The 22,620-nt window shown below is 39.4% G+C and carries 26 protein-coding genes and 1 pseudogene; 4 read left to right on the top strand and 23 right to left on the bottom strand.

Annotated elements, in window-relative coordinates; all coding sequences use genetic code 11:
• Position 1: 1 nt before the first annotated feature.
• From DXB77_RS03160 to DXB77_RS03100, 15 genes and pseudogenes are all read right to left on the bottom strand, one after another.
• Positions 2-394: a response regulator gene (locus DXB77_RS03160; protein WP_021943225.1), complete on the bottom strand. Its 393-nt coding sequence runs from the start codon at positions 392-394 to the stop codon at positions 2-4.
• An 18-nt stretch (positions 395-412) separates the two neighbouring features.
• Positions 413-1,000: a TetR/AcrR family transcriptional regulator gene (locus tag DXB77_RS03155; RefSeq protein WP_021943224.1), complete on the bottom strand. Its 588-nt coding sequence runs from the start codon at positions 998-1,000 to the stop codon at positions 413-415.
• A 184-nt stretch (positions 1,001-1,184) separates the two neighbouring features.
• Positions 1,185-2,096 carry a DUF5688 family protein gene (locus DXB77_RS03150; RefSeq protein WP_117784985.1) on the bottom strand — a complete coding sequence of 304 codons (912 nt, stop codon included), beginning with the start codon at positions 2,094-2,096 and terminating at the stop codon, positions 1,185-1,187.
• A 306-nt stretch (positions 2,097-2,402) separates the two neighbouring features.
• A complete protein-coding gene (gene hisC, locus DXB77_RS03145; RefSeq protein WP_021943222.1) occupies positions 2,403-3,461 on the bottom strand; it encodes a histidinol-phosphate transaminase in 1,059 nt (352 codons plus the stop codon).
• A gap of 107 nt (positions 3,462-3,568) precedes the next feature.
• Positions 3,569-3,763, bottom strand: coding sequence for a hypothetical protein (locus DXB77_RS03140; RefSeq protein WP_118662649.1), 195 nt, complete (start codon positions 3,761-3,763; stop codon positions 3,569-3,571).
• A gap of 288 nt (positions 3,764-4,051) precedes the next feature.
• Positions 4,052-5,401 (bottom strand): MATE family efflux transporter, encoded by a 1,350-nt coding sequence (locus tag DXB77_RS03135; RefSeq protein WP_118662648.1) that lies wholly within the window; start codon positions 5,399-5,401, stop codon positions 4,052-4,054.
• A gap of 65 nt (positions 5,402-5,466) precedes the next feature.
• Positions 5,467-5,930 (bottom strand): annotated as a pseudogene (locus DXB77_RS03130) (CatB-related O-acetyltransferase).
• Between the two features lie 84 nt (positions 5,931-6,014).
• On the bottom strand, positions 6,015-6,638 hold the full coding sequence (locus DXB77_RS03125; protein ID WP_118662647.1) for a TetR/AcrR family transcriptional regulator: 624 nt from the start codon (positions 6,636-6,638) through the stop codon (positions 6,015-6,017).
• Between the two features lie 84 nt (positions 6,639-6,722).
• Positions 6,723-6,998: a hypothetical protein gene (locus DXB77_RS13220; protein WP_243100134.1), complete on the bottom strand. Its 276-nt coding sequence runs from the start codon at positions 6,996-6,998 to the stop codon at positions 6,723-6,725.
• A gap of 37 nt (positions 6,999-7,035) precedes the next feature.
• Positions 7,036-7,170, bottom strand: a complete 135-nt coding sequence (locus DXB77_RS13215; RefSeq protein ID WP_243100133.1) for a helix-turn-helix domain-containing protein — start codon at positions 7,168-7,170, stop codon at positions 7,036-7,038.
• Between the two features lie 279 nt (positions 7,171-7,449).
• Positions 7,450-7,617: a hypothetical protein gene (locus DXB77_RS12975; RefSeq protein ID WP_182439426.1), complete on the bottom strand. Its 168-nt coding sequence runs from the start codon at positions 7,615-7,617 to the stop codon at positions 7,450-7,452.
• A gap of 235 nt (positions 7,618-7,852) precedes the next feature.
• On the bottom strand, positions 7,853-8,104 hold the full coding sequence (locus DXB77_RS03115; RefSeq protein ID WP_118662646.1) for a hypothetical protein: 252 nt from the start codon (positions 8,102-8,104) through the stop codon (positions 7,853-7,855).
• 160 nt (positions 8,105-8,264) lie between these two features.
• On the bottom strand, positions 8,265-8,534 hold the full coding sequence (locus tag DXB77_RS03110) for a DUF6275 family protein (protein WP_118662645.1): 270 nt from the start codon (positions 8,532-8,534) through the stop codon (positions 8,265-8,267).
• A gap of 39 nt (positions 8,535-8,573) precedes the next feature.
• On the bottom strand, positions 8,574-8,765 hold the full coding sequence (locus DXB77_RS03105) for a glutamyl-tRNA amidotransferase (protein WP_118662644.1): 192 nt from the start codon (positions 8,763-8,765) through the stop codon (positions 8,574-8,576).
• A 91-nt stretch (positions 8,766-8,856) separates the two neighbouring features.
• Positions 8,857-9,531 (bottom strand): hypothetical protein, encoded by a 675-nt coding sequence (locus tag DXB77_RS03100; RefSeq protein ID WP_147353799.1) that lies wholly within the window; start codon positions 9,529-9,531, stop codon positions 8,857-8,859.
• A 15-nt stretch (positions 9,532-9,546) separates the two neighbouring features.
• Between DXB77_RS03100 and DXB77_RS03095 the strand changes: the two genes are divergently transcribed.
• Positions 9,547-10,191 (top strand): tyrosine-type recombinase/integrase, encoded by a 645-nt coding sequence (locus DXB77_RS03095; protein WP_243100132.1) that lies wholly within the window; start codon positions 9,547-9,549, stop codon positions 10,189-10,191.
• A 132-nt stretch (positions 10,192-10,323) separates the two neighbouring features.
• Here the strand turns inward: DXB77_RS03095 and DXB77_RS03090 are convergent, their stop codons facing one another.
• Both DXB77_RS03090 and DXB77_RS03085 read right to left on the bottom strand, forming a co-directional pair.
• Complete coding sequence (locus DXB77_RS03090; RefSeq protein WP_008401547.1) at positions 10,324-11,334, bottom strand: GGGtGRT protein; 1,011 nt, start codon at positions 11,332-11,334, stop codon at positions 10,324-10,326.
• Between the two features lie 20 nt (positions 11,335-11,354).
• Positions 11,355-12,062 carry a nitrogen-fixing protein NifU gene (locus DXB77_RS03085; protein ID WP_008401546.1) on the bottom strand — a complete coding sequence of 236 codons (708 nt, stop codon included), beginning with the start codon at positions 12,060-12,062 and terminating at the stop codon, positions 11,355-11,357.
• Positions 12,063-12,313: 251 nt separating this feature from the next.
• Between DXB77_RS03085 and DXB77_RS03080 the strand changes: the two genes are divergently transcribed.
• The gene (locus DXB77_RS03080; RefSeq protein WP_118662641.1) at positions 12,314-13,186 is read left to right on the top strand and encodes a PHP domain-containing protein; all 873 of its coding nucleotides are present in this window, start codon (positions 12,314-12,316) and stop codon (positions 13,184-13,186) included.
• Positions 13,187-13,274: 88 nt separating this feature from the next.
• Here DXB77_RS03080 and yajC read toward each other — a convergent pair whose 3' ends face one another.
• Together yajC and tgt are read right to left on the bottom strand one after the other, a co-directional pair.
• Positions 13,275-13,631, bottom strand: a complete 357-nt coding sequence (gene yajC / locus DXB77_RS03075) for a preprotein translocase subunit YajC (protein WP_008401544.1) — start codon at positions 13,629-13,631, stop codon at positions 13,275-13,277.
• A 12-nt stretch (positions 13,632-13,643) separates the two neighbouring features.
• Positions 13,644-14,777, bottom strand: a complete 1,134-nt coding sequence (gene tgt / locus DXB77_RS03070; RefSeq protein WP_008401543.1) for a tRNA guanosine(34) transglycosylase Tgt — start codon at positions 14,775-14,777, stop codon at positions 13,644-13,646.
• Positions 14,778-15,111: 334 nt separating this feature from the next.
• Between tgt and DXB77_RS03065 the strand changes: the two genes are divergently transcribed.
• Together DXB77_RS03065 and DXB77_RS03060 are read left to right on the top strand one after the other, a co-directional pair.
• Complete coding sequence (locus DXB77_RS03065; protein WP_117807737.1) at positions 15,112-16,473, top strand: SLC13 family permease; 1,362 nt, start codon at positions 15,112-15,114, stop codon at positions 16,471-16,473.
• A 33-nt stretch (positions 16,474-16,506) separates the two neighbouring features.
• Positions 16,507-17,103 (top strand): cytidylate kinase-like family protein, encoded by a 597-nt coding sequence (locus DXB77_RS03060; RefSeq protein ID WP_008401539.1) that lies wholly within the window; start codon positions 16,507-16,509, stop codon positions 17,101-17,103.
• A gap of 59 nt (positions 17,104-17,162) precedes the next feature.
• On the opposite strand, the gene DXB77_RS03055 is transcribed toward DXB77_RS03060, so the two are convergent.
• From DXB77_RS03055 to DXB77_RS03040, 4 genes are read right to left on the bottom strand one after another with little or no spacing between them, the layout of a single operon-like run.
• A complete protein-coding gene (locus tag DXB77_RS03055; RefSeq protein ID WP_117784992.1) occupies positions 17,163-18,398 on the bottom strand; it encodes a phenylacetate--CoA ligase in 1,236 nt (411 codons plus the stop codon).
• A 37-nt stretch (positions 18,399-18,435) separates the two neighbouring features.
• Entirely contained in the window at positions 18,436-19,008 is a 573-nt protein-coding gene (locus tag DXB77_RS03050; RefSeq protein ID WP_118662640.1) for an indolepyruvate oxidoreductase subunit beta, read from the bottom strand.
• Positions 19,008-20,876 (bottom strand): indolepyruvate ferredoxin oxidoreductase subunit alpha, encoded by a 1,869-nt coding sequence (gene iorA, locus DXB77_RS03045; protein ID WP_118662639.1) that lies wholly within the window; start codon positions 20,874-20,876, stop codon positions 19,008-19,010. The genes DXB77_RS03050 and iorA overlap by 1 nt, the downstream gene beginning before the upstream one ends.
• Before the next feature lie 38 nt (positions 20,877-20,914).
• Positions 20,915-22,189 (bottom strand): glutamate-5-semialdehyde dehydrogenase, encoded by a 1,275-nt coding sequence (locus DXB77_RS03040; protein WP_118662638.1) that lies wholly within the window; start codon positions 22,187-22,189, stop codon positions 20,915-20,917.
• Positions 22,190-22,620 lie beyond the last annotated feature (431 nt).

Genomic DNA, 22,620 nt, shown 5'->3' with positions numbered 1-22,620 from the left:
CCTAAATAACATCAAGCTTCTTAAGGATCTCGTTGAATTTCATAATATCAATCGGTTTGCAGATGTAATCATCATAATCATCACTGGCCTGATTGCTGTCAAAGCTGGTTTCATCCAGTGCACTTGTCATAATAACCTTTGACCGTAACATTCTGGATACGCCATGCTTTCTCTCTGCATTTCGAATCGATGCAAGTACCTTATATCCATCGATCTTCGGCATCATGATATCCAGACAGACAAGTTCAAAATTTTCGCCCTTTTCCAAATGATTTACAAATTCATCAACAGCTGCAATTCCATCTGGTGTAATTACAACTTCTCCAAATTTACTTAAATATTTTGATAAAAACTTTGCATTTGCAACATCGTCCTCAGCAATTAATATTCTCATGACAAACTTCCTCCTACTTTAAAATCTAAGCATCTTTTCAATCTGGTTCAGCATCTCTTTTACTTCAACACGAAATGTTTTCTTGGAATATTTGGTTCTTCGCTCTAAAAGACCCTCTGTAAATATACCGTTAAACATCAATGTCAATTCCCTTGGGGTAAATACCTCCCGAATCTCTCTGTCTGCTATAGCGTCTTCAAACAGCTTACAGACAAATTCATTTCTCTTCAGAATACATTCAGAAATAACCTCTCGTGTCTCACTCAGATGCAATAATTCCTCATAATGCAGCATAATCGCACCCATACCAATATAATTATCATAATAGGTTGCATATGTATCTGCATAAAACCGTAACTTATCCATATTCGATCCGGCCTGATGATCCACGGTCATCTGGATATTCTTATCAAATGCCGCATACTGTACGACCACTTCCGTCAATACTTCATCAATACCCCCGAAGTATTTATAGATCAAAGTTTCGGATATATTTTCCTTACGAGCCAGATTCTTGGTTGTCAGAGCATTCAATCCCAGATCGCCGATTAATTCAACTGCCGATGCAACGATCTTATCCCTTCTTGAAACGTAATTCTCAGCCACACCGTTCTCCTCTCAACACATAAACTTACACCCAATATATACTATATAATTCTATGTCATGCTCTTTCGTTTGTCAATCAAAAAAGCTTCAAATTAATATACGCAGAACACAGTTGTAAACTTCTCTTTTTTCTTCTGTTTTCAAGGTGCTTTTATGCCTGTGTTTCTGATGAAACACCTGTTTTTATACAGTTACAGTCGTCAGCATATGCTTTTTCCGGTCGTAATAATAAACATTATAAGAAAGGATATCCTGTCGGTGAAGCACACTGTCATTTGCTTCTTTCACAATATCTGCCAGCATCTTTGGCTCCGACACTTTTCCAGCCTCCACAAACATACACTCATGAATACTGGACGGCATAATATAGATACTGTCCCCGGCAAGCTCCGTACACATATCAAGGATTCCCCGGTACAACATAGCTCCGGCTCCGTTTAATCCCATTTCATTTGATATTACATACAGTTCTCCGCACTCGCCCGAAAACTCATCTTCCACAAATGCAGGAAGACAGTTTCTCGCCTTCAGATATGCTGTGATCCGGTCGATCACTGGAGGAAAATATCTTGGAGTATTCCTTTCTGCCAGTTGGTAAAGTGTCTTCGTATCTGTATGCCATCGTTTCAGATCATCCTCTGATACCGTTGATGATGCCATCCCATTCTCACCTTTATGAAAGACACATCGAAATATGATCGCAAGATCATGAAACGGAATATACGGAACATGCTCCAGATATTCTTCATTCATACTTTGATTCACAACCGTATAGATCAGCCGGTTCTTCACCCAGTTAAAATCCATATAGTTCTGAATTTCATTGTCGGACGATACTTTGGTACATCGTTCCGTAAAGATATCCTTTATCCTCAAAACAACAGTATGTATCTCCTCCTTTTGAATATCCTCTCTATAAAAATCGTCAATATATATCGTTGGTGTTATCATGGAATTTCTGTCCCTTATATTGATTCCTGTAAGGATCAACCCGTTATTTTTTACAACTCTGGTAACCGCAACCTCCATATTGTCCGGTTCAAATAAAACCGCCAGCCCATCTCTGACTGTTTCTGTAAATTCATTAAATTTCATTTTATCTCTCCTTCGCAGCTTCTTTGTCTGAAACATTTCGAAAAAATGATAAAATCCGGATTCTATTACTGAAATATTTCTTCCATCATGATAAAGAATTTCCTATGTGCCGTCAACATTTTGCGTGTGTTTATTTGTAACAGCTTGTGCGTTTCTGTAACAGTTTTTCTTCCGAACAAGCAAAAACGGATGTGTATTTCGCATCTTTCTTATCAAAATCTGCAAAAAACACATCCGCTCTTATATTTTTTTATCGATAGATAACAATACTATTATCCGCCTGCTCACAGGCAAAACCAGCCATCCCTATTTATATTCTTTTACATATTTTGACAAAAAACTAACAAATACGTCCATCTCTGCATCCGTTCCGATCGAGATTCTCAGATAATTGTCAATCCTTGGCTTATCAAAATAACGCACATAGATATTATTCTCTTTTGCCGCAGCAAAGATCTCCTTTGCAGGAATACTCTCATGTGTTGCAAATACAAAGTTTGCAGATGATGGCAGACAGGTAAATCCAAGCTCTGCGATCTCTTTCACAAATCTTTCTCTGGTTGCAATGATCTGTCCAACCTTCTCCCTGAAATATGCATCATCATGAATAGATTCTACACCGAGCACCAGAGACGGTCGGTTCATCGTATATGAATTATAGGAGTATTTCACATCATTTAAGGCTTTGATCAGTTCAGGGTTGCTGATTGCATAACCGATTCGAAGTCCCGCCATGGAACGTGATTTTGAAAAGGTTCTGACTACCACAAGATTGTCGTATTTGTCGATCAGCGGAAGTGCTGTTTCTCCTCCAAAATCAATATATGCCTCATCTACGATCACGATCACGTCCGGATTGTTCTTTATGATCTCCTCTACATGATCCAACGATTCGTAGATACCGGTCGGTGCGTTTGGATTCGGGAATACGATTCCACCGTTTTCGCCCTTATAATCATCTATCTTCAGACGGAAGTTCTCATCAAGTGGCATCTGCTTATATGGAATCCGGAACAGTTCTGCCCATACATCATAAAAAGAATATGTGATATCCGGAAACAGAATCGGTTTATCCGAATTAAAGAAGGTCAAAAATGACATTGCAAGTACATCATCGGAACCTACACCTACAAATACCTGTGATGCATCCACACCATGATACTCCGCCAGTGCATCCACCAGTGCGCCTGCTGTCGGATCCGGATATAACCGTAACAGATCCTCATTATCCTGAACCGCTTTTACTCTTGGAGACGGTCCATACGGATTCTCATTTGTATTTAATTTGATCACATTTGTATTCTTTGGCTGCTCACCAGGTACATATGGCTCAACCTGACGAATATTATCTCTCCATGATGCCATGATTTATCCTCCATGTTATCTCTGCTAATCAGCAGGTTATCGTTTTCAGTTGTCTATTCTATCATTTTGCAGGATGAGATACAAGATAAGAATCATCTGACACTTATTTATAAAAGGACTCTCCAGTTATTCTCACATTTTCCCTGCACGATCAGATTTTCATCTCCGATCAACTGGTAATTATCATACCCCATTGTGACATCTGCAATTACATCAACTGCATTTTTTCCAATGCTTTTTTCATTATCCGAATAAAGAATATTATAGTCTTCATCTACCAGATAAGACTGCAGCTCACTCATATCGTCAGATGCGGTAAGGGCATCACTGAGTTCCCTGCTGTAAAATGCTGCGATCAGGATTGCATTTTTATTTAACCGTTTCAGATAATAAAGCCGGTCATAACATTTACTTTAGTCAAAAACCACCCGGATTCTGTTTTTGTATTTTCTGAAAATGCCATTTTCCGCTCCATATTCAAACTGACATACTACAACCCTCGTTCTACGCCGGGGATAGGTACATTCTATATCTGTACTGCCCGGATAGAAATATTATACTCAATTTTCAGATACGGCATATAAATCCTTTTATAACAGAATGTGTTTTTCCCAAATTCCGGCTTTGTAAAATAATAATGATATTATAGCTCCAACGGCTGTCGCGATCGGTATCGCAATCGCAATTCCGCTTACCCCAAGTTCACAAAGAAATGCCAGAACATATGCTAACGGAATACGAACGATAAATGCAGATACCATATTTGTAACCAGCGTAATCCATCCATTTCCAGTTGCGGTTGAAACCGTATTAAACGACATGATAAATGGAAGTCCCACATATTCAAACGAAAAAGCAAAGATATATGGCAGACCATAGATCAGGACATCTTCTTTTACGCCAAACAGATGAAATATCTGCTCCGGAAATATGTGCATCAACGTAAACACGACCAAAGACACGCCAATACAGAGAACCAGACAACAGTGCATAGTCTTTGATGATCGTTTCACATCTTTCTTGCCCATATTCTGGGCGATCATAGCTGATGCAGCCGAGCTGATCGCTGCTTCCGGAAGAATTGCAAATCCATTAAAATTATTCACTATTCCTGCTGCAGCCGATGCCGCTACACCACCCGCCCTGTTAATGAATGTAGTCAAGATCAAAAACGAAAAATTTGTACCAACCATTTGAATACTAAGCGGCAATCCGGTACGAAGCAAAGTGTGAAATTCCTCTTTTATAAAATGGAAAGAAGATGGTTTGAAATCAAACATAAAATCATGATGTTTTAAATATATTATACAAAATAACATCGAACAGCCCTGTGCAAATACAGTTGCAGCAGCAGCACCACCGGCTCCTAAATGAAATCCGGCAACCAGTACCAGATCCAGAATAATATTGATTGCACACGCAATCATGACAAAGATCATCGGGGTTCGGCTGTCACCAAGTCCACGCATAATTGCACTTAACGCATTATAACCATAAATAAATAATAAGCCCAAAGTGCAAATAAACAAATATTGTTCTGCCTGCGAAAATGCTTCTTCAGGTGTATCAAGTAATCGCAGCAACGGCTGTTTTAATATAACTAACAGTACCATAAATACTGCTGCCATAACTGTCAATGTTATGAGTAATGTACTGATTGCTCCATTGATCTTATCCTTACGCTTTGATCCCAGATAATTTCCAAGCATCACAGTTCCTCCGCCTGACAGTCCCGCAGCAAGATTTGTCAGGATCACAAGCACCTGTCCTCCGATATTAGCTGCCGATATGGAATTTGTTCCGCCAAAATGTCCTAATATGATCAGATCGATCAGGCTGTATAAGGACTGGATCAAATTACTGATAAAAAACGGCACAGCAAACCATACAAGCTGCTTCCAGATATTTCCTTTTGTAAGATCATGTTCAAATGTACTCATGTCTACATTCACCTCTTTTGTAATTAAAATGGTATATATCCTTTATTAAAGTCATGTTTTTATTTCTAATTCATACGCTCTAACATACTTATATCGCCAGACTGTATTGCCTGAATATTCTTTTTAATTCGTTCTTCTTCCCAGTCCCACCATCTGATTTCTTCAAGTTTCTGAATCGTTCCTTCATCAAATCGTTTACGAATTGGCTTTGCCGGTACTCCTCCAACTACCGTATATGAAGGCACATCTTTTGTTACCACTGCACGAGCGCCTATAATTGCGCCATCACCGATTGTTACACCAGACAAAATAACTGCTTCATATCCAATCCACACATCATTTCCAATTTTTAGCTTATCCTTATTAACAGGATAATGATACAAAACATTATTTTTTCAAAATCAATCGGATCATGTACAAAATCATTGTACATTGTATAATCCCCTACCTCTATATCAGGGGTATTTATTACATTTTTCAGATAAACGATCTGTTTATCGAATATTCTTGGGAAAATATTATCTTTCATTTTCTGCCTCCTGTTGTCGAAAATATCTGTATAATTCTCGAAATCTCCATGACTGCAACCTTCAGCATCACGCCACCGGACATTTTAGTTTGATATATTTTTCTGCATTTCCTGTAGAAAATGATCCATGTGATCTTCCAGAAGCCTTATCACCCGACTCTTGTCATCTACTCCATCATATATGCTGTAAAGCAAAAAAATAGGTCCATAAAAATCAAGTGCTGTCTGTCTGGCTTTTCTTGCATCCCCCAGCATATTCGAGAACAAAGCTTCTATATAAGTTAATGGTCCACCTGCAAGATAATTCTGATATAACTGTGCCATCTGCGGCTCCCTGTACTGTTCCAATGTCAGCATCTTACGGAAACAGGATGAAAACTCTTCCTCTGTCCAGTGAAGAAACTGCACCTTTGTAAACTGCTTAATTTTATCAAATGCTGTTTCTTTATACTCGGCCACAACCTTTTCCAGATTGCCCTCCGGCATTTCATACCGCTTTACTCTCTCCATATCCAGTTCATTCATTTTGTCAATAATACTGTCCAATATCTCCTGCTTGCTTTTATAATGCTTATACAATGCAGCCTTGGTTACTCCAAGCTTTGAAGCAATATCATTCATGGATGTTCCCATATATCCACTCTGTGCAAATAATTTTAAAGCTTCTTCCAGTATTTTGTCCTTTGTATTCTTTTCTTTAATCTCCACACTTGTCTCCTAAATCAGGCTCATCAACAGGTTACCTTTTGGTTACTTTATTATAGTTACCCATCGGTTACTTATCAACAGCTATTATTTGAAAATAGAAAAGAACATCGTTAACTGTCTATCAAACTCTTCCACTTCCTGCTCGTCAACCAGATAGCCCTCCGGCAATCCGTGATAACGGATACCATACTCGCTTGCCTGTCTGAAACCACTCTTACCATAAAAATCAATATTTTCCTTCATGATATTATATTTTACAAAATCATCCAATGACACCGTCTCATACTTTTCAGGTATTCTCTCTTTATCATCCTCCGGCATATCATGATCTGATGCCTGCTCACTATCCTGTTGCTTCATCCGCTCCACAATACAGTTAAAAATATCTTTTTTGCTCTTATAACGACGGTATTAATGCTCCCTTTGTCATACCAAGTTCTCCTGCTATCTGGCTGACTGAGACAGCCTCGTAACCATCCCTGGCGAAAAGATTAAGTGCCGCAATTAATATTTCTTCTTTTCTATTACCCATACTAATAACCTCCGGGCAAAAAATAAACGACCGTTTACACTTTTATTTTAGTAAACATTCGTTTATTTGCCAAGACTTCATTTTTTAACATTTAAGCAAAACCTGAAATGTTCTCATATCGGCTTTATGCTGTGATTATAATTTTCTTTTGCCTCCCATTATTCCATATACATCCTCCTTCAGCCTAAATCTGCACGTTACGTGCTGTCAAAGGCTTTTATGATTTTTTATTTCATAAAAGAGAATGTATTTTTCGCGAACCATTTCCCATGCTACAAATTATTTGGTTATATCCCTCTTTGTATCTTCAATTAATTCATTCAGTTTTTTCATAGCTCTCTCAGATTTATTTCTAACCAGAAAATTTCTCAGTTCTTCTAAATCTCTTAACAATTTTCTGTTAAATGCTGTAAATATAATTGTATTATCTTCCACTTCTCTATCCATATCATTTGTCCCCTATTCAAGTTCTAATTTTACTTTTCCGTTTGTTATGATCTTTCTGATGCTATTTCCAGATTAAATCTGCACGTTACGTGCTGTCAAAAAATTTTTCTCTTATAAAAGAAATTGTATTTTTCGCGAATATGAGAAACTCTGAAAGATATTCATGAATTTGAAATTTGTCAGGCATGGGACAAAATGCCACATCTGGTTGAATTTACAGAGAACTCGAAGATCGTCATAAGTTTTCAAATTCAAGTAATCCATCTTCTGTCACTATTCCAGAAGAATCATTTGCTAATATTCTTGTATTGACTTTAGAAGATGCATCGTGATATGTTCGTTGTTTCTCCTTGCTGACGTACTTGCCCTCGGACAGATCTGTGTATCTTACATGCTTGAGCTTGTCTGGCTCTGTGCTGTTCTTCTCGTCAATCTTCGCCTGTACCTGTTTGTACAATTCTTCTCCTAACAGTTCCTTTAATTCCATTATTCCATCCTTTCTTGGCTTTAATCGTAGCCACACATGGCAGTTATCACTCTTGCCGGAGTTATTCTATGTCGGTCACAGTTTTATCGCCATAAGCCGACTTTGGGCATAAAAAAAGGTCATGTTTTTACCATGATCTGAATTAGCTACCATTCTGTTCTTATTCCTCTGTATAACACGTATTTGTCAACTTATGGTATACATCCTCATACAGTTCCTGCCTATCACCATTGTAGGTATATTCAGCATATATCCCATCACCACTGATATTTGTTGACGCAAGGCATTTATAATTCTGTAATGTCTTGCATGACCAGACGATATATATGTCGCCCTCATCTATCTGTATATCTGGGTGATTCTTACGATACCATTCAGCCAACTTCTTGCGACATACATTCTCAAAGTGTTTCATTCCTGTTACTATCATTACTTATCCTCCTATTTTATGCATTAAAAAAGCACCCTGCTACTGCGGAGTGCTTTCATTCAAGCTTTCAAATTTATATCCATTGTCGCCTTCAATATTTTTTTCGTGATTTATTTTATTCCAAAAAACATCTTCTGGGATTCCATCCGGATATGCTTTGCAATGGAATGTATTATTATCTTTTTTTCCTATAAAATTTTTGCAATCCAAGCACTGAGAAAAAATAACCATTACTTTACCTTCTTTAATACATATTTTTCTAGTAATTTCATAATATTGGTTGGCAATTCTTCACCATGTCTATATTGTACAAACGCTTCTGCTATTGTTTCAGCTCCATCATACGTACTATCCGCATATAATGAACCACCTCTAATAAACTGTTCCTAACTTTCTCTTCCATTTGTAAAAATAAACCATATATATCGCAATTTTGAAATGTTAGTACATGCGCCATCTCATGTGCGTTTAAGTCTTCAACATATTGAGCGGCCAACACATTATTATTATGGTTTCTCATAATTCTAGCAGAAAATGCTTCTAGACTCCCATTAAAATCATAATCTTTATTCAACACAAGTTTGTATTTCAAAAACCCGCCAACATTCTCTGGAACATACTGAAATGGCACTTTTTCATTGCCACTACCTAAACTTTCTAAATCAATATTGTTTATACGTACATTGTATTCTTCTTTTATCTTATCAAATACATCACAAATGGCTTGCTTTGTTTCATTTGACATTCCCTTTATATTGTCGGTTTCTGACGGTAATTCAATTTTCTTTATTTTAACACTATTTTTTATATTATCAATATCTTCCTGAGTTATCCCCAGATATTTCCGCTGGTACTTCTCAAACTCATCTGTCTTGTCAAGATCAAAGTATGCTGCCCTGTCCTTTAGAGTCTGAAGCTCTTCATCATCCAGCGCCCATCTGGCACGCTGCAAGAGACAGCACCAGCAGTTGCAGTCTTCCGCCGGATCTCCAAACATCCCCGGAGCATCTACTTGTATACCACCAGCCTCAAAAGGCTCATCGACTTCCCTTATCTGTCCATCAAGCAGTCTATGCAGATCTCTTGTATTGCCATCAAAAGTGGAAAGCCTCAGATCATTCGTGTTCCATTTACGCCGGAGGAAATAAATCTACTTTGGAAGAACACAAACTATGATGTTGTTGATATGATTCTAATTGGTATATACAGCGGATGGCGACCACAAGAACTGTCTATCTTGAAAATAGCTGATATTGATCTGGAAAATAATACCATGTTCGACGGTCTTAAGACTGATGCAGGGCGCAACAGGTGCGTTCCTATTCATCCAAAAATAAGAGATTTGATCATAAAACGAGTAGATCAGGCTAAAGAATTGGAATCCGATTATTTATTCAATGATCCGGATAGTCAGTCTGGTATGCGCATGACATACGACAAATACAGAAGCCGTTGGAATAAGATCATGGGAAAATTAAAACTCTCCCACCGTCCTCACGATACAAGACATACATTTATTACATTGGCAAAAGATGCTGGCATGGATGAGTACATCATAAAGCTGATAGTTGGTCATTCTATCGAGGATGTGACAGAAAAAGTTTATACACACAGAACTTTAAATCAATTAAAAGAGGAAATAGAACTGATACAATAATAGCAAAAACCCCGGGAACATATAATCTCCCGGGGCAATTATTTGTGTTCTACGACTGTGTTCTACCTGTGTCTTACGCACTAATTTTGGTACATTCCAACAGAAACAGAAACTGCATAAATACTTGCTTTTTTAGAACTTACCAGCCTTTGCTGCTTCCTCTACAGAAACAGCTACAGCAACTGTCATACCAACCATAGGGTTGTTACCAGCACCGATCAGACCCATCATTTCTACGTGAGCAGGTACGGATGATGAACCAGCGAACTGAGCGTCACTGTGCATACGTCCAAGTGTATCTGTCATACCGTAGGAAGCAGGACCTGCTGCCATGTTATCTGGGTGAAGTGTACGACCTGTACCACCACCTGAAGCAACTGAGAAGTACTTCTTTCCTAACTCGTTACATTCCTTCTTGTAAGTACCAGCTACCGGATGCTGGAAACGAGTTGGGTTTGTTGAGTTACCGGTGATAGATACATCAACACCCTCTTTGTGCATGATAGCAACACCTTCTGGTACAGAGTTCGCACCATAGCAGTTAACCTTTGCACGAAGTCCTTCTGAGTAAGACTTTCTGAATACTTCTTTAACTGTGTTTGTATATGGATCATACTCAGTCTCAACAAATGTGAAACCGTTAATTCTTGAAATAATCTGAGCAGCGTCCTTACCAAGACCGTTTAAGATAACACGAAGTGGCTCTTTACGAACTTTGTTAGCTTTCTCTGCGATACCGATCGCACCTTCTGCTGCTGCGAATGACTCATGTCCTGCTAAGAAACAGAAGCACTTTGTCTCTTCTTCCAGTAACATCTTACCAAGGTTACCATGTCCAAGACCAACCTTACGTGTATCAGCAACTGAACCTGGGATACAGAATGACTGAAGGCCTTCACCGATTGCTGCTGCAGCTTCTGAAGCCTTTCTGCAGTTCTTCTTGATTGCGATTGCTGCACCTACTGTGTATGCCCAGCATGCATTCTCAAAACAAATAGGCTGAATGCTCTTTACCTGATTGTATACGTCTAAACCAGCATCCTTTGTGATCTTCTCTGCCTCTTCGATTGAGGAGATACCGTAGCTGTTTAATACTTCATTGATCTGTTTGATTCTTCTTTCATATGATTCAAATAATGCCATTATATCGTTACCTCCTTCTATTATTTCTCAATCTCTTTGTCTGTACGTGGGTCAATGAGTTTAACTGCATCTGCAACACGTCCATACTGTCCACATGACTTCTCATAAGCTGTGTTAGGGTCATCACCCTTCTTAATGAAATCAGTCATCTTACCAAGGTTAACGAATTTATATCCAATGATCATACCCTCTTCATCAAGAGCGATAGCATTTACATATCCTTCAGCCATCTCAAGGTATCTAGGACCCTTCTTTAATGTACCGTACATAGTACCAACCTGTGAACGAAGTCCCTTACCAAGATCTTCAAGACCAGCACCGATAGCAAGTCCATCCTCTGAGAATGCACTCTGTGAACGACCGTATACGATCTGTAAGAATAACTCTCTCATAGCTGTGTTGATAGCATCACAAACAAGGTCTGTGTTAAGAGCTTCCATAACTGTAAGTCCCGGAAGGATCTCTGCTGCCATAGCTGCTGAATGAGTCATACCTGAACATCCAACTGTCTCAACTAATGCTTCCTGAATAATTCCTTCCTTAACATTTAATGTCAGCTTGCAGGCACCCTGCTGTGGTGCACACCAGCCAATACCATGTGTAAAGCCTGAAATATCCTTTACTTCTTTTGCCTGTACCCATTTTGCTTCTTCTGGAATTGGAGCACATCCATGATGTACGCCCTGTCCAACTGGGCACATGTTTTCAACTTCCTGTGAATAAATCATTGTGAATCTCCTTTCGAAATATGAAAATCTGCTTAAAGCGGTTATGAATATCTATTCTTTTTTCGTAACCATCAGACATATTTTCTCATAAACCGTCAATTAAGTCTATACCAATTAATAAAAAATATCAATAAGTTTGTCTAAAAATTTGCCATGTTTTTAGATTCATATTATAATTATTTTGGTTTGCTTTTATCTTTTTAGATTTCGGTAAACCAATCCTACATTGTATAAAGAAAAGAGGAATATATATGCGTTTTATAGATCTACATGTCCATACAACTGCTTCGGATGGTTCTTTTACTCCATCTGAAGTGTGCCAGATGGCTCTTGATAAGGGACTTGCCGCTCTGGCGATCACCGACCACGATACGGTTGATGGAGTCCCAGAAGCAATCCGGTTCATGGAAAATCATCAGCCGGCCCCAGATACACAGGATCCTCTTCCTATGGAATTGATTCCCAGTATCGAACTTTCATGCAACTATGGTTCACGCGAGATCCATATTCTGGGCTTCTATATGGACTATACCAATCCCGGACTTCTTGCTGAATTGAACGCTTTAAAAGATGCACGTTTTAATCGAAATGTGGAAATGTGCAAGCTGTTTCAGCGTGACGGCATCGATATGACCATCGAAAAACTTCAAGAGGGAAATCCGGATACAGTCATTACCCGTGCACATTTTGCAAGAGTTCTGATTGAGGACGGCATTGTCAAGAACAAGGATCAGGCATTTAAAAAATACCTTGGCGAAAAATGCAGATACTATCTTCCGAAACCGGAGGTCACATGTGAACGTGCTCTCTCGATCATCAACCAATATGGCAAATGTGCAGTTCTAGCACATCCATTACTCTATAAGCTTGGTTATAACCAGATTGAGGAATTACTGGACTATCTGAAACCACTTGGGTTAAAGGGCTTAGAAGCTTATCATTCTTCTAATAATTCCTATGAGAGCGGAAAGCTCCGGGCGATTGCAGACAGACATGACTTGTTTGTCTCCGGCGGTACGGATTTCCACGGTGTGATCAAACCGGACATCTCTCTCGGAACCGGTCGCGGCGGTATGCGGATCACCACAGGAATTCTGGACAATATTAAAGCGCATCTTTTTTGAAGAACAGAAAAAAATCTCCATATTCAGATTTTCTACTGAACATGGAGATTTTTCTGTTCTGACATCTTCTTATTTAAAAAGATATTCTTTATTTCTTTTCCTTATCTTCTTCCACTACTGCTGCATTCTTCTTTTCAAGCTCAGCAACTGCATTCTTATGCATTGGAATACGACAGTTCTTGTTATTACCAAACTCAACAATGATAGTTGTGTCATCTACAATATCAAGGATTGTGCCATAGAAACCACTGGTTGTCATAATATTGTCACCCGGTTCCATCTGGTTATGCATTTCTTCTGTCTTAGCCTTCTGCTTCTTCTGTGGACGGATCATCATGAAGTAGATAATTGCAGCAAAGATCAGGATATATACAACAATAAACATTGTGCTGCTACCTGTATTTGCTGGTGTACTACCGCTTAAAACCATTCCTAATGTGTTCATAATATTCTCCTTCTAAACTTCATTTGATGTTAAACTCTCTATCATAGACTTTTTATACGATGCATATGAGCCTTCTTCGATAGCCTGTCTAATCTCTTTCATCATATTATTATAAAAATACAAATTATGCAAGACGCAAAATCTCATACCAAGCATTTCATTTGCCTTTAACAGATGTCTGATATAACCTCTGCTGTAATGCTGACATGCCGGACATCCGCAGCCTTCTTCAATCGGTCTGTCATCTGTCTCATATTTTGCATTCTTCAGATTCAGTTTTCCATGTTTTGTGTATACATGTGCATGTCGTCCGTTTCTGGATGGATATACACAGTCAAAGAAATCCACACCACGGTCAACTGCTTCGAGTATATTGATCGGCGTTCCGACACCCATCAGATAAACCGGCTTATTCTCAGGAAGATATGGCACGGTTACATCCAGAATATGATACATTTCCTCCGCTGTCTCTCCAACAGCCAATCCACCAATAGCATACCCCGGCAGATCCAGCTCTGCAATTCTTTTTGCATGGTCAATACGAATATCCTCATATACTGCGCCCTGATTGATTCCGAATAGCATCTGTTCCTTATTGATCGTATCCGGCAGGCTGTTTAAACGTGTCATCTCTGCCTTACAGCGCTCCAGCCAACGATAGGTTCTGGCAACCGAATTCTCCACATAAGAACGTTCCGCCTTTGCAGGTGCACACTCGTCAAACGCCATTGCGATCGTAGATGCAAGATTAGACTGGATCTGCATACTTTCCTCCGGTCCCATGAATATCTTGCGTCCATCTACATGCGAGTTAAATGTAACGCCTTCTTCTTTAATCTTTCGAAGTCCTGCAAGCGAGAACACCTGAAATCCGCCAGAATCCGTAAGAATTGGACGATCCCAATACATAAACTTATGTAAACCGCCCATTTTCTTCACAACCTCATCACCCGGTCTTACATGTAAATGATAGGTGTTTGATAATTCAATCTGACAGCCGATTTCTTTCAGATCTGTCGTAGCAACTGCGCCTTTGATTGCAGCAGCAGTTCCCACATTCATGAATACAGGAGTTTCCACTGTACCATGAACAGTCGTAAAGGTAGCTCTTTTTGCTCTGCCATCTTTACAAATAATTTTATACATAATTACTCATTCTCCTTTAATATTCTTTCTCTATAATGCCCCAGTCTGAACGGAAATGCAACAGTTTCTTCTTATTAATTTTGTTCCTATCCACAATACGATTGAAAACTGTAACATTTGTACCAAATATAATGACTATTTTTTATTTACTCACTCTATTTTTAGTCATATTTACTTGTTTTTTATCAATTTTCATCGTCCTTTACCGAACCTTTACCGAAAAATATTGACTTTTTGTGCAATCTTCCTATAATGATAAACGGAAAAAAAATATTATAAATAAGAAGAGATACTACCATTATGATTTTCAGGTATCTCTCAAGAAGGAGGAAACATGTTAGCATCCATCTTAGCAGTAACCATCTTCCTGGCTATGTTTGTGCTGATCGTTCTTGATAAGATCGAACATTATCTTATAACGCTGGGCTGTGGATTACTCACCATCATCTTTGTCCTTGGTATCTGTCTGCACAGTGGACAGGCTATCATGGAAGTGTTAAACGTTAAAAGCATTTTTACAACCAGCTTCTGGCATACAGTTGGACAAGCATCTGAAGATTCCAGCGGTATCAGCTGGGCGACCATTATTTTTATTGCCGGTATGATGGTCATGGTTGAAGGTATGAAACGTGCAGGTTTCTTTACATGGCTCTGCATGCTGATTGCAAAGCTTGTACGATACAGAATTGTTCCAATTCTGATCACCTTTATGATCCTGTCAGCATTTCTTTCCATGTTCATTGCAAGTATCACGGTTATTCTGTTCCTTGCAGCTGTAACAGTAGAACTCTCACAATTATTAAAATTCAATCCGGTTCCAATGATCTTGGCAGAAGTCTTCTGCTCCAACCTCGGTGGAACTGCTACCGTCTGTGGTGATCCACCAAACATCATCATCGGTACCTCACTTGGATTTTCATTCTTTGATTTTCTGACAAATACCGGTGTGTTTGTTCTTATTTCACTGGTTATTATGATTGTCTATTTTTATCTTGCTTTTCGTAAGGAATTAAAGCAAAATGAAGGTGGGGTTGATACCTCAACAATACCAAGTCCTTCAGAAGCAATTACAGACAAATCCGGATTTATCTTCAGCTGTGTTATTTTCCTGCTTTCTGTTGTTCTGCTTCTTACACAGACACAGACAGGGCTGACAGTTGCTGCGATTGGTGTTATAATAGCTATAATCACACTGATCTGTTCCGGCAGACATGTACTGGAACTTTTAAAGAAGATTGATTACAAGACACTCTTATTCTTTATTGGTTTATTTGTTGTCGTTGGTGGTTTGGAGCAGACCGGTATTCTGGAAGTCATTGCAAAATTCATCAAAAACGTCAGCGGTGGAAATATGTATATCATGGTTGCTATTATCATCTGGCTCTCAGCTATCTGCAGTGCCTTTATCGATAATGTTCCATTTGCTGCTACTATGGTTCCTGTTATCAAAGAACTTGCAGCAGGTAATGGTGGGGTTCTTGCCGTCCTTGCCTATTCATTAGCCATTGGTACAGATATTGGTGGAAATGCAACACCTATCGGTGCTTCCGCAAATGTTGTTGGTACTTCAGTAGCTGCTAAAGCAGGTCATCCGGTCGGATGGGGCGAATATTGTAAGAAGATGGCTCCTGCTACTATTCTTGTTATGATCATTTGTACACTCGGTGTATTTATTCGATATAACAGCGTCTTCTAAGAAACTTACATATTTTTAGGGAGGTTATAAAATATGGACAAACAGGTTATTATCACGATCGGTCGTGAATATGGAAGTGGCGGACATGTAATTGCACAGGACATTGCAAAACGTTTTAATGTCCCATATTACAATCGTAATCTAATTGAAGAAGTTGCAAAACAGAATAATTTTGATACAGATAATATTAAAGACTATGATGAGTCACCTAGAAAATATCTGTTCTCTCGTACCGTTCAGGGATACAGCAATTCTCCGGAAGAGATTCTTGCCGGTCTTCAGTTCGATTTTATAAAAGAAAAGGCAGCATCCGGAGAATCCTTTGTAATTGTTGGCAGATGTGCCGACTATGTATTAAAGGATATGGATTGTGTAGCTTCATTCTTTATTGTTGCTGATAACGAAGCAAAGTTACAGCGTACTATGGAAACCAAGCAGTTATCCCAACGTGATGCTGAAGCTACGATCAAACGTCATGACCGTAACAGAAAAACATATTACAAGGATCACACTGATATGGAATGGGGCAACAGTAAGAACTATGATATGACGATCAATTCAACCGTCCTGGGCTTCAAAAAGACCGCCGATATCATTGAAGATTTTGTAAAGACAAAATTTGATCTGTAATTCATAATTTACTGACAAAAACAAAGCCGGGTATGAAATATCATATCCGGCTTTCTGCTTTATTCATATCTCTCGTCAATTACACGTTTTGTCTTCTTCTCACTTCTTGGAAGCACCCCAATCTCTACAACCTTAACAAGTGGGGTAAATCCAATCCGACTCTTTACTCTCTCTGCAATACGCTTAGATAACTCTACGAAATCTACGCTTCCATCCGTCTCTACATAGATTCTCATTGTATCTTTTCCATCCAGATGGGAGATGCGAATCTGATATTCACTTGATAATTCAGGGAATTCCTTCAATACTTCTTCAATCTGGCTTGGGAATACATTTACACCCTTGATTTTCATCATATCATCCGTTCTTCCCATAATCACACCTAACCTTGGATGCTTGCATCCACATGGGCACTCTCCCGGAATAATTCTTGAAAGATCATGTGTACGATAACGAATCAGAGGTGCACCCTCTTTTACAAGCGTTGTTATAACAATCTCACCCATTTCGCCATCCGGAACCGGCTCTAAGGTTACAGGATCAAGAATCTCGATATAGATATAATCATCCCAGTAATGCATACCGTTGTCATATTTACAGCTGATTCCGATACCCGGTCCATAGATCTCTGTCAAACCATAGATGTCATATAATTCAATTCCCAGTTCCTCTGAGATACGTTTTCTCATCTTTTCGCCCCAGCGTTCAGAACCGATCACACCCTTCTTCAGGCAAATCTTATCTTTGATACCACGTTTCTCAATCTCCTCTGCAAGAAGAAGTGCATAGGAAGACGTCGAACAAAGGACAGTAGATTTCATGTCCTGCATCATCTGAAGCTGTTTATCCGTATTTCCTGGTCCCATAGGTATGACCATAGCACCCAACTTCTCTGCTCCGTTCTGGAAGCCGATTCCTGCCGTCCAGAGTCCATATCCCGGTGTGATCTGAATACGATCCATATTCGTGATACCTGCAAGCTCATAACAACGCTTGAACATGATTGCCCAGTCATCTACATCCTTTGCTGTGTATGGAATAATAACCGGAAGTCCTGTTGTTCCTGACGATGAATGGATACGAACGATCTCACTTTCCGGTGCTGTCATTAAACCAAGTGGATATGCATCTCTCAGGTCTTTTTTTTCTGAAAATGGAAGCTTCTTAAAATCCTCCGGTGTCGAAATTCTTGTAATTCCTGCTTCCTCCAGCTTCTTTCCATAAAAACTTTCAGCCTTAATCAATGCTTCGATCTGTTTATTGACCTGACTGATCTGTAACTCTGAAATCTCCATTATTTATCCTCCAAACTTTCTATTTTATAAAATATTTTTATTGTATATAATCAAGTGCTCTGAAATTCAGCTCATGTAATTTTTCCGGCAATCTTTTTATCAAAGCCTGTTTGATATCTTCTTTTTCAAGTCCAAGCATACCGGTCGAGATTGCGGCTCCCAGCATCAAGACATTTAACACCTTTGCAGACCCAAGAGTTTCACATGCCTGATCTGTATCGATCACCAGAATCTGATTTACCTGTGTCTTCAGATATTCGATCATAGATGCTCCGTTATAACCGGTCTTCGCCAGCGATGCTGTAACCGGCATAACCGCACGATTGCTGACGACTACTGCTCCGTTTTTTTTCAGATAAGGAAGCATCCGCACCGTTTCTCCCGGTTCAAATCCCAGGATCATATCTGCTGTTCCTTTTGCTATCATTGGTGAATACAGATTTTCACCCATTCTTACGTGGCTAAATACGCTTCCTCCGCGCTGTGCCATACCGATCGTTTCCGCACTCATAACCGGGATTCCTTTCTCCATAGCTGCGGCTGCGATCAGCTTGGATGCAAGCACTGTTCCCTGTCCACCGACACCACACAGAATAATATTCTTATTCATTATGCCTGCCCCCTTTCTTCTTGTCCGTCCCCGATTGCATGTACCGGGCAGAGTTGGCTGCACAAAGTACATCCTGTACAGAGACTTTCATCGATACAAACCTTGCCTTCAAATGTGTAAAGTGCCGGACAACCGATCTCTCTGATACATTTCTGGCAACCTATACATGCATCTGTATCTATATGCATACATCTGGACGACTTCGTAATGGCTATACATGGAGATTTGAAAATAATTGCCTTCACACCCGGTTCTGCTGCAACACGCGCAACTGTCTGTACCGCTGCTTCATGCTCAAATGGATTGATCGTCTCTACTGTCTTAAGACCAATTCCCTTTAAGATACCAACAATATCAATCTTATTTACAATATCTCCCATCATCGTATGTCCGGTTCCAGGATGTGGCTGGTGTCCTGTCATAGCCGTCGTGGAATTATCAAGAACGATCAATGTCATATCTGCCTGATTATAAACCGCATTTACGACTCCGGGAATTGCTGACGCGAAGAATGTAGAATCTCCAACAAATGCAAAACATGTCGTATCCGGTTCTGTATGATAAACACCCTGCGCAATTCCAAGCCCTGCGCCCATACACAGACAAGTGTCAACCATATCAAGCGGCATGGCATTTCCAAGTGTATAACATCCGATATCTCCACAAAAGATTGTCTTCTTTCCCTTCATAGCGCATTTTACATCATAAAAGGAAGCACGATGAGGACAACCTGCACATAATACAGGTGGACGTACCGGAAGCTCCGGCCTCTCTGCCAACTCTTCCGACTGATTGTTCTTTTCACCTGCGGTAAGCGCCTTGTACCGGTCTGCTGCAATACCCTGATCCAATAAGAACTGTGTGATACTGTCCTTTACACTGTCGATCGTGTTCTCACCTGAGGCAGCTACATGATCGGTCAGTTTACCATATATCTTTACCGGAAGGTGATATTTGCCCGCTATATAGGTAAGCGCACGTTCAATCACCGGATCTAATTCTTCCACACATAAAACCGCATCTAACTGTTCCAGATATTCAACTGCTTTTCGTTCCGGGAACGGAAATGGGGTCGCTACTTTAAATATCGCTATTTTTTCTGCATCGGTTCCCAGGGCTTCCATTGTATATGTATAATTGATTCCACCGGTTGCAATACCAAATCTTGTCTCTGTCTTCCTGCTCACAACATTTCTGTCATATTCAGAAAAGACATCCCCCAGCTCGACATTTCGCTTTTCAATATTTCGATGTGCCTGAAAGGACAGCTTCGGGAAAATAACCCACCGTTTGGAATCTTTCACAAATCCTTCCGATTCATTCTTTTTGTATTCTGCCGCATCCTTTACTTCAATCGTTGCATATCCATGACACACTCTTGTTGTCGGTCTTAAGAATACAGGTGTTTTATATTTTTCCGAGTACTCAAAGGCCTCCTGTACCATTTCATAAGCTTCCTGTGCCGATGTAGGATCAAAGCATGGAACCTTTGAAAATGCTGCAAATGTCCGCGTATCCTGTTCTGTCTGTGATGAGATCGGCCCCGGATCGTCGGCAACCAGAATCACCATACCGCCTTTTACTCCCACATACTCCAGACTCATCAACGGATCAGATGCCACATTTAATCCGACCTGCTTCATTGTTACCATAACTCTCGCGCCTGAATAAGCAGCACCGGCTGCTACCTCCATGGCAACCTTCTCGTTAACCGACCATTCTACATAACAGTCATTTGTTCTGTTCTTTGCAACCGTCTCAAGTACCTCTGTCGATGGCGTTCCCGGATATCCGGAAATCAAATTTACCCCGGCAGCAATTGCCCCAAGCGCAATTGCTTCATTTCCCATTCGAAATTCCTTATGCATCTTTCTAACTCCTGTAATAATCTTGTGAATGATTTTTATTATAAATCTTTAAAATGAAATTCTTTCTTTCCTGTTGCATAATCATCTACAATCTGTCCACATCCAAACAGCTTGTATTTATAAGTAACAAGCCCTTCCAGACCAACCGGACCTCTTGCGTGGATCTTTCCTGTACTGATTCCAACCTCTGCACCAAAACCATAACGGAAACCATCCGCAAACCTAGTTGAACAATTCTGATAAACTCCGGCAGAATCAACCATCTGCATAAATAATTCTGCAGTTTCCGCATTTTCGGTAATGATACTGTCTGTATGATGGGAACCATATTTATTGATATGTGCGATCGCATCATTTACCGTATCTACAATCTTAACAGAAACGATCAGATCCAGATATTCTTTGAACTCCTGTTCACCGATTGTCTCTCCGCCAATCAGATCTGTTACTTCCTTTGTTCCACGAAGCGTAATTCCATTTTCCTTTAATGCTTTTGCAAGAACCGGAAGAAATTTTTCTGCTATATCTCTATGGATCAACAAAGTTTCCACCGCATTACATGCTGCTGTATACTGGGTCTTTGCATCGATAATAATCGGAATCGCTTTATTTGGATCATAATCTCTATCTACATAAATATGACAGATTCCATCTGCATGTCCCATAACAGGAATCTTTGTATGATTCATAATATACTGAACAAAACTGTTCGATCCTCTCGGTATCAGAAGGTCAACCGTCTCATGGCACGACAGAAGTTCATCAATCTCACTGTGCTGCTCTGCCTGAAGCATACAATCTGCCGGCAATCCTGCATCTATTATACTGTTATGTATAATCTGAAACAGGATACGATTGGTATATGTTGTCTCCCTACCACCCTTTAGTATCGCACAATTTCCACTCTTAATACAAAGAGATGATATCTGAACAAGTGCATCCGGTCTTGCTTCAAAAATAACTCCGATAACACCAATCGGACAGCTAACACGATTCAGAACTAATCCCTCATCCAACTGACGCTTTAATGTCACCTTTCCTAATGGATCAGGCAGAGCAACTAACTGCTCAATTCCTTTTATAACATCTCTTAGTTTTCCCTCATCAAACTTCAAGCGTTTCATTACTGCCTGTGCAATATGATCTTCTTCTGCCGCTGCCAAATCTCGTTTATTCTCTTCAAAAATCTTTGCCGCTTTTGCCCTTAAATTCTCTGCAACCATTAGAAGTGCCTTATTTCTCTGTTCTACCGAGGAAGCTGCCAGATAAGGTGCTGCCGCTTTCATTTTTATTGTTTCTTCTTTTATTCCCATACCTTTTTCAATAGCTACCTGCTATTATATTTCCTTTCTATTACAATACATCTGTAATTATTGTTCTTGTTTATCTGATATAATATATCAGATATATACCCTTTTTCGCACTGTTTATGTATGATTCACCATATCTATTTTATAGATTTATGTATGTAATTGCAATAAAAATACACAATCTTTTACCATTATATTAGTTTTTAAATACCATAACAGCCTTCAATATCCGGCTATCTAAGAATAACATGCCGTTGCTTTTTAATTTTTATATTTTACAATCTTTTATGAGGTACAGAATGATTATTTCATATTTCAAATTAATATTTATACACAAAAAAAGAAAGCGTTTTTTGACGCTTTCTTTTTTTAAACTATTTCATGTACCTTCAGAATTTCATACAGAAAGTCTTGCGACTTCATTCTCTCCAATC

It is taken from the genome of Clostridium sp. OM05-9 (assembly GCF_003481465.1).
GTDB classification, from domain to species: domain Bacteria; phylum Bacillota; class Clostridia; order Lachnospirales; family Lachnospiraceae; genus Coprococcus; species Coprococcus ammoniilyticus.
This window is presented reverse-complemented; position numbering and strand designations above follow the sequence as displayed.